The 13,383-nt window shown below is 58.7% G+C and carries 13 protein-coding genes; 10 read left to right on the forward strand and 3 right to left on the reverse strand.

Annotation, left to right across the window (positions count from 1 at the left end):
- Window positions 1–34: 34 nt before the first annotated feature.
- Together QQG91_RS06770 and QQG91_RS06775 are read left to right on the forward strand one after the other, a co-directional pair.
- Complete coding sequence (locus tag QQG91_RS06770; RefSeq protein ID WP_285772205.1) at window positions 35–511, forward strand: c-type cytochrome; 477 nt, start codon at window positions 35–37, stop codon at window positions 509–511.
- A gap of 14 nt (window positions 512–525) precedes the next feature.
- Complete coding sequence (locus QQG91_RS06775; protein ID WP_285772206.1) at window positions 526–1,419, forward strand: cytochrome c; 894 nt, start codon at window positions 526–528, stop codon at window positions 1,417–1,419.
- 14 nt (window positions 1,420–1,433) lie between these two features.
- Here the strand turns inward: QQG91_RS06775 and lipA are convergent, their stop codons facing one another.
- Both lipA and QQG91_RS06785 read right to left on the reverse strand, forming a co-directional pair.
- Window positions 1,434–2,384 carry a lipoyl synthase gene (gene lipA, locus QQG91_RS06780; protein ID WP_285772207.1) on the reverse strand — a complete coding sequence of 317 codons (951 nt, stop codon included), beginning with the start codon at window positions 2,382–2,384 and terminating at the stop codon, window positions 1,434–1,436.
- Between the two features lie 103 nt (window positions 2,385–2,487).
- On the reverse strand, window positions 2,488–3,531 hold the full coding sequence (locus tag QQG91_RS06785) for a DUF6456 domain-containing protein (RefSeq protein WP_285772208.1): 1,044 nt from the start codon (window positions 3,529–3,531) through the stop codon (window positions 2,488–2,490).
- A 241-nt stretch (window positions 3,532–3,772) separates the two neighbouring features.
- On the opposite strand from QQG91_RS06785, the gene QQG91_RS06790 reads away from it, so the two are divergent.
- Entirely contained in the window at window positions 3,773–4,075 is a 303-nt protein-coding gene (locus QQG91_RS06790) for a DUF6477 family protein (RefSeq protein WP_285772209.1), read from the forward strand.
- On the opposite strand, the gene QQG91_RS06795 is transcribed toward QQG91_RS06790, so the two are convergent.
- Window positions 4,068–5,618, reverse strand: coding sequence for a trimethylamine methyltransferase family protein (locus tag QQG91_RS06795; protein WP_285772328.1), 1,551 nt, complete (start codon window positions 5,616–5,618; stop codon window positions 4,068–4,070). The two genes, QQG91_RS06790 and QQG91_RS06795, sit on opposite strands and share 8 nt — an antisense overlap.
- A gap of 186 nt (window positions 5,619–5,804) precedes the next feature.
- On the opposite strand from QQG91_RS06795, the gene guaA reads away from it, so the two are divergent.
- From guaA to QQG91_RS06830, 7 genes are all read left to right on the forward strand, one after another.
- Entirely contained in the window at window positions 5,805–7,364 is a 1,560-nt protein-coding gene (guaA, locus tag QQG91_RS06800; RefSeq protein ID WP_285772210.1) for a glutamine-hydrolyzing GMP synthase, read from the forward strand.
- Between the two features lie 96 nt (window positions 7,365–7,460).
- Complete coding sequence (locus QQG91_RS06805) at window positions 7,461–8,324, forward strand: DMT family transporter (RefSeq protein ID WP_285772211.1); 864 nt, start codon at window positions 7,461–7,463, stop codon at window positions 8,322–8,324.
- Window positions 8,325–8,440: 116 nt separating this feature from the next.
- Window positions 8,441–9,502 carry an outer membrane protein transport protein gene (locus QQG91_RS06810; protein ID WP_285772212.1) on the forward strand — a complete coding sequence of 354 codons (1,062 nt, stop codon included), beginning with the start codon at window positions 8,441–8,443 and terminating at the stop codon, window positions 9,500–9,502.
- A gap of 106 nt (window positions 9,503–9,608) precedes the next feature.
- On the forward strand, window positions 9,609–10,517 hold the full coding sequence (locus QQG91_RS06815; protein WP_285772213.1) for a DMT family transporter: 909 nt from the start codon (window positions 9,609–9,611) through the stop codon (window positions 10,515–10,517).
- Window positions 10,518–10,543: 26 nt separating this feature from the next.
- Window positions 10,544–11,407: an ATPase gene (locus QQG91_RS06820; protein WP_285772214.1), complete on the forward strand. Its 864-nt coding sequence runs from the start codon at window positions 10,544–10,546 to the stop codon at window positions 11,405–11,407.
- Window positions 11,408–11,450: 43 nt separating this feature from the next.
- Window positions 11,451–12,377 carry a homoserine O-acetyltransferase MetA gene (gene metA / locus QQG91_RS06825; RefSeq protein ID WP_285772215.1) on the forward strand — a complete coding sequence of 309 codons (927 nt, stop codon included), beginning with the start codon at window positions 11,451–11,453 and terminating at the stop codon, window positions 12,375–12,377.
- Window positions 12,358–13,347, forward strand: a complete 990-nt coding sequence (locus tag QQG91_RS06830; protein ID WP_285772216.1) for an alpha/beta fold hydrolase — start codon at window positions 12,358–12,360, stop codon at window positions 13,345–13,347. Before metA ends, QQG91_RS06830 begins: the two co-directional genes overlap by 20 nt.
- Window positions 13,348–13,383: the final 36 nt, after the last annotated feature.

The raw sequence follows: 13,383 nt of genomic DNA on the forward strand, positions 1-13,383 counted from the left end.
GGCCATAGTGCGATTCAACCTCTGGAGGTTCCCGGTGACCAAATTTTTCAAGACCCTAGCGATCTCGACCGCTCTTCTTGCCGCGTCAGGCGCGGTATTTGCCGAAAGCCACGCAGCGATGTCTCCCGAAGACGCCGTTGCCGCGCGTCAAACCCACATGAAGCTTCTCGGCCAGAACATGGGCGTTTTGGGCGGCATGGCACAGGGCAAAATGGACTATGACGCAGCGGCTGCACAGGCAGCGGCTGATGCGCTTGTCGAGAACGCCATGATCGCAGATATGGCGAAGTTCCCCGAAGGATCGGACAGCGACAGCATTGCAACCTCGCGAGCCCTTCCTGCGATCTGGACCAACTTTGACGATTTCACCGCAAAAGCCGAAGCCTTTGCCGTTGCTGCGACCGGAATGCAATCGGCGGCTGGTCAGGGCCTCGAGGCTGTTCAGGGGGCCATGGGCGCTCTGGGCGGAAGCTGTGGGTCGTGCCACGAAACCTACCGTAAACCCAAGTAAAGGGGCGGCGGGCAATGGGCAAACTCCTCACGTCCCTCGGGGCACTTGCTCTGGTCGGGCTTGGCACTGCATGGGTGCTCACCGAGCCTGATCCCCTGCCCGCCTCTTCTCTCGACGGGTTAATCGGTGACCCCGAACGCGGCGCCCTCGTGTTTGCCGCGGGCGGGTGCGCGTCTTGTCACGCCGCACCCGAGGCCGACGATCAAACCGCCTCCCATCTCGGCGGTGGTCGTCGGTTCGAAACCCAGTTCGGCACCTTTATCGCGCCGAATATCTCGAGCGATCCTGTCCACGGGATCGGCAACTGGTCCGACCTCGAGATCGTGAACGCCGTGATGCGCGGCGTGTCGCCCGAAGGGGCGCATTATTATCCTGCGTTCCCTTACTCGTCCTATATCCGCGCTGATGTGGCCGATATCGTCGATCTTGCGGCCTATCTTCGCACGCTTCCCGCCGTTACAACGCCCAGCCTCGACCACGAGGTCGGCTTTCCGTTCAATATCAGGCGCTCGCTGGGCGGGTGGAAACTGCTCTTCCTCAACGAAGACTGGATCGTTGAGACAGAGCTTGACGCGCAAGAAATCCGTGGCCGCGAATTGGTCGAAGGTCTGGCACATTGCGGCGAATGCCACACGCCGCGCAATATCCTTGGGGGGAGCAAAACCTCTGCCTGGCTGGGCGGCGCGGCGAACCCGTCGGGGGATGGCACAATTCCCAACATCACAAGCGGTAAACTGGATTGGTCGGCCGAGGATATCGCGATCTATCTTGAAAGCGGGTTCACTCCGAGCTTTGACACCGCAGGCGGGGAAATGGTGCATGTTGTGCGCAACATGGCCAAACTTCCGCAAAGCGACCGCAATGCGATCGCCGCCTATCTCAAAGCGGTGCCTCCTGTCACCCAGTGAGGTGACAGAATTTTTTATCGTCCGAGTTTCTTGAGCCGCGCATCGCGCAGACGGGCAAAATCGTCACCGGCGTGATAGGACGAGCGCGTCAGAGGCGTGGCCGACACCATCAAGAATCCCTTGCCGTACGCCGCTTTTTCATAGCCCGCGAATTCCTCGGGTGTGACGAAACGGTCCACGACGTGGTGCTTTGGCGTAGGCTGGAGATACTGACCTATGGTCAGGAAATCGATGTCGGCTGCGCGCATGTCATCCATGACCTGCATGACCGACTGGCGGTTTTCGCCTAGTCCGACCATAATCCCCGATTTAGTGAAGATCGTCGGATCAAGTTCTTTCACGCGCTGGAGCAAGCGCAGCGAATGGAAATAACGCGCACCGGGTCGCACTTCGGGATAAAGACCGGGCACCGTTTCGAGATTGTGGTTGAACACATCCGGTTTGGCATCGACGACCACGCGGAGGACATCGGGGTCGGCATGGAGAAAATCGGGCGTGAGGATCTCGATCGTCGTCTCGGGAGAGCGATGCCGCACCGCACGGATCGTTTGCGCGAAATGCTCGGCGCCACCGTCCTCGACGTCGTCGCGATCGACCGAGGTGATCACAACATGCTTGAGACCGAGCTTCTTGACCGCATCGGCCACGCGCCCCGGTTCAAAGACGTCGAGCGCTTCGGGCGGTTTGCCAGTTGCGATATTGCAAAAGGTGCACCCGCGGGTGCAAACCTCGCCCATGATCATCATGGTGGCGTGACCTTGGCTCCAGCATTCGCCGACGTTGGGACAGCCCGCCTCTTCGCAGACGGTCGTCAATTTATGCTCGCGCATGATGTCGCGCGTCTCTTTATATCCCGCAGAGGTCGGGGCCTTTACGCGAATCCACTCCGGCTTTTTGGGCTGGGCGTTGTCGGGGCGATGCGCCTTTTCGGGGTGGCGCTGGCTTGGAATCTTGAGATCACGCATAAGACGGCCTCCTCCGTCGATACAGTTGCACGATCATTAAGCGCCTTTTTCCGAAATGACAACGAATGGCAGCTATGCATCGGGAAGAGTATGACCCCGCGCATCAGCCGATCTTGGGCGCGAATTGCCCCTGTTCCATATAGTGTCGCTTTAGCCGCTGAAGAGCGATCCGCAACACGATCTTGCCCGAGCGCGCAGCCCAGCCCATGCTCTTTTCCGCTGTTTCGAGACCTTCGAGAAAACAGCAGCACCGAAGCACCACATCCCCAAGCCCCGGTCCGAGATCGGACAAGGCTGCGATGACACGCTCTTGCGGTCCTGAATTCGGCACAAGGACGTGCGGCGAGCTCCCGATCCATTTGGACCAATCGACGGCTCCTGCCCCCTCCATAGAAGCCAGTTCGAAATCCTCGCGCAAGCGCTCGCCCGCCGCGACAAGATCACGGCTTAGAAACGGTCGACCGTCACGGTCACGGCGGCGCGCAAGTCCCGTGAGCGGGCTTTCCCCCAATCCATAGCGCGCCCGTGCCTGATCCTCGTCGCCCAACAGCCGAGATGGCGCAAAGGCGATCCCCAAGGCGCGGTTCTCGGCGTCGGCGATCAGCTGTTTGAGCGCGGTGCGGCCCGTCGTGGTGATGTGATAGCGCATGATCCGCGCCGAAGGATCGGCACAGGCGATCCAGTCGCGCAGCGCCATCGCCTGTGCCACCTCTCGGGGCGCAACAGCGGTCCGGGTCGTGGTGCCGTCCTGTCCATCGCGCACGACCACGGCCATCTCCATTTCCCGCGCCACGGCAAGCACGGCTCCCCCTTCGCAAAGACGGCGCAGCACCCGAAGCGCTTCGGCGTCGATTTCATTTGCGGCACGTGCGGTCGGTTCGGGCTGGGACATGATGCTCTGTTCCTCTCGTGACTTTCGTGTTTTGGCGGCGTGGCGCACGGCAAGCGCTTTGAGAGCATCGTCGACAAGCGGATCGTCGCGCCGCCCCTCGAACCGCCGAACTTGCCGCAAAATGGTCGAGGCATGGCAGTCGGCTGCACGCGCCAAGGCGCGAATGGAGGTTCCCTTTTCCGTATGCGCCAAATAATGCCGCGCCGCGTCGGGAACCCAAGCTGGATAATCTCCGACAATTCCGTGCTGTTCCATCGCACATCTCCCATTCCTGCAAGGTGACGCGGCGTGAGGACCGCAGCCCCTTCTCCATTAACCAAATTGCAACCTAGGGTTGCACTTGTTACCCAAGGGTTAATGCACCCGAGGCAGGACCAGAATTGTTCGATTTGGATAATGTTTGATAACCGCGCCGAACGCTGTTCGGCCCGTTTGCGCAACACCCGCCAAACCTATGCAACGCTTCTCCTCTCGCCCCAACGAAGGAGTTAAAAAGATGTTAAATATCATGGGTATGGTCGGCCAATTGAAGCGCCCTGCACTACTTGCACATGCTGCGCACGCGGGGGCCGCGCACTATCGGCGCGAACGTTTGCTCAAGAAGATCCTGAATACAGAAAGCCTCCCCCGTTCGGGAGAGGCTCTGATACGCCTGATGGAGATCGAAGCGGACCAAAACGCGGCTCGGGTGGGCCGAGCGGCGGTATATGATGTGGCGGCCCACGTCGAAACATGGATCGCCATCGTGGGGGAAGCCGCACTTTACCGCGCGGCATCCACCCAAGAGCGGCTTACATGAAGCTATCGGGCATCGAGGCCTTTTTCTTGGCAACGAACTCGTGGAGCGCGGCTTCGATCGCGGGATCGATTTCGGGCTTTTGATAGTCATTGAGAAGCTTTTCGACACGCAGGCTTGCGAGCGTGCGGGTGTCGCGTGCACCCTCTTCGTCCCATGTCTCGAAGGGCTTGTAATCGAAAAGGTTCGAGCGCCAGAACGAGTCCTTGAAGTTCGCTTGGGTGTGGGCACAGCCGAGGAAGTGACCACCGGGACCGACTTCACGGATGGCGTCCATTGCCTGACCGTTGGGGCTCATGTCGATGCCGCGGGCAAGGTGGTGGAGCGTGCCGAGCTGGTCTGCGTCCATGACGAACTTTTCAAAGTCGGCCACAAGACCGCCTTCGAGCCAGCCGCATGCGTGAAGCATGAAGTTGACACCCGACATCAGGCCCATGTTGAGCGAGTTTGCGGTCTCGTATGCGGCCTGAGCGTCAGGAAGCTTGGAACCACAGAAGCTGCCCGAGGAACGGAACGGCAGGTTCAGACGGCGGGCAAGCTGACCCGCACCATAGGTGATATGCGCAGCTTCGGGCGTGCCGAAGGTCGGAGCGCCAGAGTTCATGTCGATCGAGGTCACAAAGGCCCCGAAGATCACCGGCGCACCTTTGCGGATGAGCTGGCTGTAGGCCACGCCCGCAAGAACTTCGGCCAGAACCTGCGTCAGAGTGCCGGCAACCGACACCGGAGCCATCGCGCCGCCCACGATAAAGGGCGAAATGATCGCAGCCTGATTGTTGGCGGCAAAGACTTCGAGCGCGCCCATCATGATGCTGTCGAAAGTAAGCGGCGAGTTGATGTTGATGAGCGAGGTCATCACGGTGTTGTTCTGGACAAAGTCCTCACCGAAAAGAACGCCGCACATATCCACCGAATCCTGTGCGCGGCTCGGTTCGGTCACAGAACCCATAAAGGGTTTGTCCGAGAGCGTCATATGCGCCAGCAGCATGTCGAGGTGACGCTTGTTCACAGGCACGTCGGTCGGTTCGCACACGGTGCCGCCCGAGTGGTGGAGCCACTTGGACATATAGGCCAGTTTCACGAACTTCTGGAAATCGGCGATGGTCGCGTAACGACGGCCACCGTTCATGTCACGTACGAAGGGCGGACCGTAGACGGGCGCAAGCACAAGGTTCTTGCCGCCGATGACGACGTTGCGCTCGGGGTTGCGGGCATGCTGGGTGAACTGCGACGGAGCGGTCTTGCACAGCTCGCGCGCAAGTCCGCGGGGAATGCGCACGCGCTCGCCGTCGACATCCGCGCCGGCCTGACGCCAAAGTTCGAGAGCCTTGGGGTTTTCGACAAAGTTCACACCGACTTCCGCAAGGATCGTCTCGGCGTTGGCTTCGATGATCTGGAGCGCCTCTTCGTTGAGAATTTCGAAGTTGGGAATGTTACGCTCGATATACTTTGCGGTCTCGATGCTGACTGCCGTGCGTTCTGCGCGGCGTGCGGCACCACCGCCACCTCTGCGACCGCCACGACGGGCTTCTGCGACATCCGACATAAGGAATCCTCCGATGAGTGTTTGGTCATTCGATACCGCCAGCACCAAAAACACGATGATGAAATTACGGCGGGTCTGCGCAAAAAGCGACATTTGGCTCCGGAGCGGTGCAAAAACCGACCTTGGGCTCCATTTCGACGCCACTACGGCCTTGCGAGTCGAGCTTGCCCGCCCTATTCCCCGCACATGACCCAGCATGAACGCCTCCTTATCATCGACTTCGGCTCTCAGGTGACGCAGCTGATTGCGCGCCGTCTTCGGGAACTCAAAGTCTATTGCGAAATCCGCCCCTACCAGACCGTCACCGAAGACGTCATCCGCGAGATGGCGCCTTTGGGCGTGATCCTTTCGGGCGGCCCTGACAGCGTGACGCGCGAAGGTTCTCCTCGCGCGCCGCAGGCCCTTTTCGAGATGGGCCTTCCGATCTTTGGTATTTGCTATGGCCAGCAGGTCATGATGGAACAGCTCGGCGGCAAGGTCGAAGCAGGCCATCACGCCGAATATGGTCGCGCCTATGTGACGCCTGCCGAAGGCCACAAGGGCGACGGTATCTTCAAGGGGCTGTTCGAGGCGGGCCGCGAACAGGTTTGGATGAGCCATGGCGACCGCGTCACCAAGCTCGCGCCCGGGTTCGAGGCCATCGGCGTTTCGCCGAACGCGCCACTGGCGATGGTGGCCGATGAAGAGCGCCGTTTCTACGCTGTCCAGTTCCACCCTGAAGTGCATCACACGCCGAACGGCGCGAAGATGCTCGAAAACTTTATCAAGATGTGCGGTTTTACCGGCGATTGGACCATGTCCTCTTATCGCGAAGAAGCGATTGCGCGTATCCGCGAACAGGTCGGCGACAAACAGGTGATCTGCGCGCTCTCGGGCGGTGTCGACTCTTCGGTGACGGGCATCCTTCTGCACGAGGCGATTGGTGATCAGCTCACTTGCGTTTTCGTGGATCACGGTTTGCTGCGTCTGAACGAGGCCGAACAGGTCGTCGCGATGTTCCGCGACAACTATAACCTCAATCTGATCCACGCCGACGAAACCGAGCTTTTCCTCGGTGCGCTCGAAGGCGTTTCGGACCCCGAGGTCAAGCGCAAGACGATCGGCAAGCTTTTCATCGACGTGTTTCAGAAATACGCCGACGGAATCGAAGGCGCAGAATTCCTTGCCCAAGGCACGCTCTATCCTGATGTGATCGAGTCGGTTTCCTTTACGGGCGGTCCTTCGGTGACGATCAAGTCGCACCACAATGTGGGCGGTCTCCCTGAAAAGATGGGCCTCAAACTGGTCGAGCCGCTGCGCGAACTGTTCAAGGACGAAGTGCGCGCGCTGGGCCGCGAGCTTGGTCTTCCCGACAGCTTTATCGGTCGCCACCCTTTCCCCGGTCCGGGTCTTGCGATCCGCTGTCCCGGCGAGATCACCCGCGAAAAGCTCGAGATCCTCAAAAAGGCGGACGCTGTCTACATCGACCAGATCCGCAAGCATGGCCTTTATGATGAAATCTGGCAGGCCTTTGCCGCGATCCTCCCGATGCGCACCGTGGGCGTGATGGGCGACGGTCGGACCTATGACTATGCGGTCTCGCTCCGCGCGGTAACGTCGGTCGACGGGATGACGGCGGATACCTATCCGTTCACCCATGAATTCCTCGGCGAAACGATGACCCGCATCATCAACGAGGTCAAAGGCGTGAACCGCGTCTTCTATGATGTGACCTCGAAGCCGCCGGGAACCATCGAACTCGAATAGAATTACTAGAACGCCCGCAGGTCGACCTTGCGGGCGTTTTGCTTGACAGCGACACGATTTAGGCTCCCTCTTGCGCCAAAGACGAGGGAGCGGAAAATGTCGGATGTGCTGCGCGCAGTGTTGTGGATGTCGGGTGCCATCACCTCGTTTACCTTGATGGCGATTGCGGGCCGCGCCGCAGCGCTCGATTTCGACACCTTCGAAATCATGTTCTACCGCAGCCTGACAGGTATCCTGATCATCGTATCCATTGCACTGGTGCGCGGCAAAATGGGCGATATGAAGACCGACCGACTGGGCCTTCATACCATTCGCAATGTGGCCCATTTCACAGGGCAGAACCTCTGGTTCTATGCGATCACCGTCATTCCCTTGGCGCAGGTGTTCTCTCTCGAATTCACGGCGCCCATCTGGGTGATGATCCTTTCGCCGCTGTTTCTGGGCGAGCCCTTCCGCAAGATCGGTGTTCTTTGCGCCGCTCTCGGCTTTGTCGGCGTTCTAATCGTGGCGCGGCCCACGCCCGAGACGCTCAATCTCGGTGTTCTCGCGGCAGCGCTTGCGGCTATTGCCTTTGCCTTTTCAGCGATCTTTACCCGCAAGCTCACCCGCACAGAGCCGATCTTGCGCATCCTCTTCTATCTCACCACGCTTCAGGCGATTTTCGGTGCGGTCTGTGCGGGGTATGATCTCGATTTCGCACTACCCACGCTAAACGGTCTTCCTTGGCTCGTTTTGATCGGATGCGCGGGGCTTTTGGCTCATTTCTGTTTGACGACGGCGCTTTCGATTGCGCCTGCCACAATCGTGATTCCGATCGACTTCACGCGCCTACCCATCATCGCCGTGGTCGCTATGTTCCTTTATGGAGAGGCGCTGGACATATGGGTGTTTGTCGGTGCGGCCCTCATTTTTGCGGCCAATTGGCTTAATATTTCCTCTTCCACCAAGGTCCGCACCTAGGGTTGACGTAAAGTCACATCAGGTCGCGCGACGTTGCGTCATCAATTGACGCAAATTTGAACGGGTCACTACTCTTGCCCCAGAAGCCGCAGAGGAAACGGCTCAGGGAGGATATAATGAAAAGAATTCTGACGACCTCGGCAGCGCTTGCGCTTTTGAGCAGCGGCGCACTCGCCGCGGGACTTGACCGCTCGGGTCAAGGTATCGACATCATGTATGAAAGCGGCAACGCGATCGAGTTGTCTTTCGGTTCGGTTAGCCCGACCGTGACAGGCACGTTGGGCGGTCAGGACAGCGGCAATGTGAGCGCATCCTATTCCCAAGTGGGCTTCGGTCTGAAAACCCAAGTGAACGACAAACTGTCGCTCGGTCTTGTGTTCGACCAGCCCTATGGCGCGAACCTGTCCTATCCTGCCACCACGACCTATCCGCTGCGCGGCACGACCGGCACAGTCGATACGAGCGCCATCACCGCCATCGCCCGTTATGACCTCGGCAACAACATGGCGGTCTTTGCAGGTGCCCGCCAGCAGACGCTAAGCGGTAGCGTTGCGATCCCCGCAAAAGGCTATTCGGCCAGTTTTGCCTCGTCGAGCGGCACGGGTTATCTCGTTGGCGCCATGTATGAAAAGCCCGAAATCGCATTGCGTGTGGCGCTGACCTACAACAGCTCGATCAAGCATGACATCGCGACGACCGAAAACAACGTGCTGAACACCACGACGACGGTCAACACGCCCAAGTCGGTCAACCTCGACTTCCAGACGGGTGTTGCGGCGGATACCTTGGTCTTCGGCTCGATCCGCTGGGTGGATTGGAAGAACTTCTCGCTCAAGCCCGCAGGGTTTGCCGCTGGGAACGCAGGCGCGGCTTTGTTGAGCTATGCCCAGAACGCGATCACCTATGAAGCGGGTGTCGGTCGCCGTATCAACGACAAATGGTCGGGCGCTGTAACGTTCGGCTACGAAAAGGCCGAAGGCGGCAAGGTCTCTGATCTTGGACCGACGGACGGCTTCTTCAGCTTCGGTCTCGGTGCGACCTATGCCGCCACCGATACGAGCAAGATCACGCTCGGTGCGAAATACGTGAAGCTCGGGGATGCGACCACCGCCAACAACGCGTCGTTCACAGGCAACAGCGCGATCGGTTTCGGGATCAAGTTCTCGTCGTCGTTCTAAGAAAGCCCAAAAGTCCAAGCCCGCCCATTCATTTGGGCGGGTTTATTTTTTGCAATGCGCAAGGAACGGATTGAAGTCCCCCCGATAATCAATTCTTAGTCGGCCCATGATCGTTCAGCGCACCATTCCGCCCCTCGCTTGGGCTCTTTTGTTTCTTCTGGCCTTTATGTGGGGCGGGTCATTCCTTGCCAATCGTATCGCGCTCGAAGAAGTGGGAGTCTTTACCACCGTTGCCTTTCGGGTTGCGGGCGCATCGGTGGTACTCTGGGCCTATGTCATCCTGCGCGGATTGCGCGTGCCTCTGACGCCGCGCTCCATTGGCACGTTTCTGGTGCTGGGGCTCCTTAATAATGCGGTGCCCTTCACGCTGATCGTCTGGGGGCAACAGCACATCGCCTCGGGTCTTGCCGCCATTCTCAATGCTTCGACCGCGATTTTTACGGTTTTGCTGGTGGCCTTGATCTTTAGCGACGAACGTCTAACCAAGCACAAAGCCGTGGGCGTCACCTTGGGATTTGCAGGAGTAATTACCGCCATCGGGATCGAGAACCTGACCAAGCTCGATCTGCGCTCCGTCTCGCAGCTTGCCTTGATGGGCTCGTCACTCTCCTATGCGATCTCGGCTGCAATCGGCCGCGTGTATCTCAAGGGTATTCGCCCCGAAGTGTCGGCTGCGGGGATGCTGACCAGCGCTGCGCTCTTTATGGTGCCGATGGCGATCTGGCTCGAAGGTGTTCCGACGTTCGCCTATCACGCTGCAACCTTCGGGGCTCTGGCCTATCTCGCGGTCATTTCCTCGGCCTTTGCCTATATGCTCTACTACGTGGTCCTCAACCTTGCGGGTGCGGGTAATCTGAGCCTCGTGACGCTTCTTGTGGCGCCTGTGGCTATCGTGCTCGGGGCTGTGGTCTATGGGGAAACTTTGGCGGCAAATGCCTTTTTGGGCTTTGCTTTGCTGGCCTTGGGTCTCTTGATCATTGACGGGCGGCTCGGGACGCGCAAAAAGCCTCGGTAACACTTGGCTCTTGTATCGGCTTTGACATGAAATACCAATCAGCGGCGGACTGGCGCGCCGAAACTGAAAAGCACGTTCTCTTGTTCGGCATGTCCGGACTGGGCAAAACGCATCTGTCCAACATCCTGCGCGATCAGGGCGATTGGTTCCACTATTCCGTCGATTACCGCATCGGCACGCGCTACATGGGCGAGTATATCGCCGATAACGCCAAGCGCGAGGCGATGAAGGTTCCGTTCCTGCGTGAGCTGTTGTTGTCGGACTCGATCTACATCGGCTCGAATATCACCTTCGAGAACCTCTCTCCCGTATCGACCTATCTCGGCAAACCCGGCAACCCCGACTTGGGGGGGATCGAAATCGAGGAATTCCGCCGCCGTCAGTCCCAGTTCCGCAAGGCCGAGATTGAAGCGCTTCTCGACACGGGGCATTTCATCCGCCGTGCCAAAGAGCTCTATGGGTATCCGCATTTCATCTGCGATACGGGCGGCTCGATTTGCGAATGGGTCGATCCCGACAATCCCGACGACGACGTGATGACGGCGCTGGCCAAAGACTGTCTCATCGTCTGGATCGAAGGGTCGGAGGCCCATATCGACGAGCTGGTGCGGCGTTTTGACAAGGCCCCGAAACCGATGTCTTACCAGCCCGAGTTCCTTGATCGGGCTTGGAGTGAATATCTGAGCAAAAACAATATAGAACCGAATGAAGTTAATCCCGACGACTTCATCCGCTGGACCTATCGTCAGGCGCTTGATCACCGTCAGCCGCGCTATGCCAAAATGGCCGAGCAATGGGGGATCACGGTCAAGGCCGAAGAGGTCTATGCCGTCAAAACCGCTCAGGACTTCGAAGACCTTATTGCCCGCACCCTTGAGGCCAAGGCCTAAACGCACTAGTTAACCGCTCTCGCATCATAAGTGGACTGAACCAATGCCGATCAAACTTCCCGAAAACCTTCCTGCCTTTGACGTGCTTTCGCGCGAAGGTGTGATGGTCATGTCGGATGATCGTGCCTCGCGTCAGGACATCCGCACACTTCGCATCGGGCTGTTGAACCTGATGCCGAAAAAAATCCAGACCGAGAACCAGTTCGCGCGTCTGGTCGGTGCGACCCCGCTCCAGATCGAGTTTTCCTTGATCCGCATGAGCGAGCACGAGACCAAGAACACCGCCGCCGAGCATATGGCCGAGTTCTATCGCCCCTTCAACGAAGTGAAAGCCTCGGGCGAAAAGTTCGACGGGCTGATCATCACGGGGGCGCCGATCGAACATCTGCCCTTTGACGAAGTGACCTATTGGACCGAGCTGACCGAGGTTTTCGACTGGTGCAAAACCCATGTCCATTCCACATTCGGCGTCTGCTGGGGCGGTATGGCGATGATTTACCATCTTCATGGGGTCCAAAAGCATATTCTCGACCACAAGGCCTTTGGCTGTGTGCGTCACAGCAACTGCGCGCCCGCCTCGCCGCTTTTGCGCGGGTTTTCCGATGATCTGGTGATGCCCGTCAGCCGTTGGACCGAAATGCGGCGCGAAGAGATCGAAGCTGTCGACGGTCTTAAAATTCTGCTCAACAGCAAGGAAACTGGCCCTGCCCTTGTCGAGGATGCCGCGAACCGCGCGATCTATATCTTCAACCACTTCGAATATGACAGCGGGACACTCAAGGAAGAATACGATCGTGACGTTGCGGCAGGCAAGCCGATCAACGTGCCCGAAAACTATTATCCCGACAATGACCCGACGAAAGCGCCGCTAAACCGCTGGAGAAGTCACGCGCACCTTCTATATGGTAACTGGATAAATGAAATTTACCAGACAACACCATATAGCCTTGATGACATTGGAAACGCTTAAACCCCTGATTTATATCGCTGTCGCGACTTTGTCGTTGGCCTTTCTCGCTTCTTGCGGTGCGGGTCAACGTGCCAAGGAGGCAGAGCGCGAATTCCCGCCCACGGGCCAGATCCTCGATGTCGACGGTGTGCGCATCCATGCACGGGTCGAAGGCAACGGCCCCGATCTTGTGCTGATCCACGGCGCGTCGGGAAGCACGCGGGACATGGCGTTTACGCTTCTTCCCTTGTTGAAGGATCGGTATCGGGTCATTCTGTTCGACCGTCCGGGGCTTGGCTACAGTGGGCGCACCGATCCTGCCTATGAGGCCGCCTTCACCAGCAAAGCAGAGAGCCCGCAAGAACAGGCCGAGGTTCTCGTCAAAGCCGCAAAGATGTTGGGCGCGGATCGACCGATCGTATTGGGGCATTCTTACGGCGGTGCGGTTGCTCTGGCCTGGGCGACCTATCATCCCGAAAACATTGCCGGACTTGTCGATGTTGCGGGGGTTGCACTGCCTTGGCCAGGGACTCTTGGTCCGCTCTATCAGATCAACGGATCGGCACTCGGCGGGGCACTTGTCGTGCCTTTGATCAGCGCGTTGACGCCGCAAAGCGTGGTCAAGTCCGCAATCAACGGGCTTTTCGAGCCGGAAACGCCTCCTCAAGGGTATGCCGATGCCGTGGGGGCACCTCTCACACTGCGGACCGATACCTTCCGCGCCAATGCCCGTCAGGTGAACTCGCTGCGTCCCCATATCGTCGAGATGTCCAAAGACTATGATCGTCTTGCCGGGCTTCCGATCGAGATCATCCACGGTACCGCAGATGATACCGTGCCGATCCAGATCCATTCTCGTCCGCTGGCCGAGCGGCTCCCGCATATCCGGCTGACCGAGATCGAAGGCGGTAGCCATATGATCCACCACACCCATCCGCAGAGTATTATTCAGGCAATCGACCGCACGGCACGCGCCGCCGGATTGCGCTAGGCTCCGATCCATCCCATATTAGATTCATAATATTTT

Origin of the sequence: Marivivens sp. LCG002, assembly GCF_030264275.1 — a bacterium.
GTDB lineage: Bacteria > Pseudomonadota > Alphaproteobacteria > Rhodobacterales > Rhodobacteraceae > Marivivens.

Bases quoted from the DNA above. Each gene is read 5' to 3' on its own strand.
- QQG91_RS06775 (WP_285772206.1), top strand. From the start codon at position 526: ATGGGCAAACTCCTCACGTCCCTCGGGGCACTTGCTCTGGTCGGGCTT.
- lipA (WP_285772207.1), bottom strand. From the start codon at position 2,384: ATGCGTGATCTCAAGATTCCAAGCCAGCGCCACCCCGAAAAGGCGCAT.
- QQG91_RS06785 (WP_285772208.1), bottom strand. From the start codon at position 3,531: ATGGAACAGCACGGAATTGTCGGAGATTATCCAGCTTGGGTTCCCGAC.
- QQG91_RS06790 (WP_285772209.1), top strand. From the start codon at position 3,773: ATGTTAAATATCATGGGTATGGTCGGCCAATTGAAGCGCCCTGCACTA.
- QQG91_RS06795 (WP_285772328.1), bottom strand. From the start codon at position 5,618: ATGTCGGATGTCGCAGAAGCCCGTCGTGGCGGTCGCAGAGGTGGCGGT.
- guaA (WP_285772210.1), top strand. From the start codon at position 5,805: ATGACCCAGCATGAACGCCTCCTTATCATCGACTTCGGCTCTCAGGTG.
- QQG91_RS06805 (WP_285772211.1), top strand. From the start codon at position 7,461: ATGTCGGATGTGCTGCGCGCAGTGTTGTGGATGTCGGGTGCCATCACC.
- QQG91_RS06810 (WP_285772212.1), top strand. From the start codon at position 8,441: ATGAAAAGAATTCTGACGACCTCGGCAGCGCTTGCGCTTTTGAGCAGC.
- QQG91_RS06815 (WP_285772213.1), top strand. From the start codon at position 9,609: ATGATCGTTCAGCGCACCATTCCGCCCCTCGCTTGGGCTCTTTTGTTT.
- QQG91_RS06820 (WP_285772214.1), top strand. From the start codon at position 10,544: ATGAAATACCAATCAGCGGCGGACTGGCGCGCCGAAACTGAAAAGCAC.
- metA (WP_285772215.1), top strand. From the start codon at position 11,451: ATGCCGATCAAACTTCCCGAAAACCTTCCTGCCTTTGACGTGCTTTCG.
- QQG91_RS06830 (WP_285772216.1), top strand. From the start codon at position 12,358: ATGACATTGGAAACGCTTAAACCCCTGATTTATATCGCTGTCGCGACT.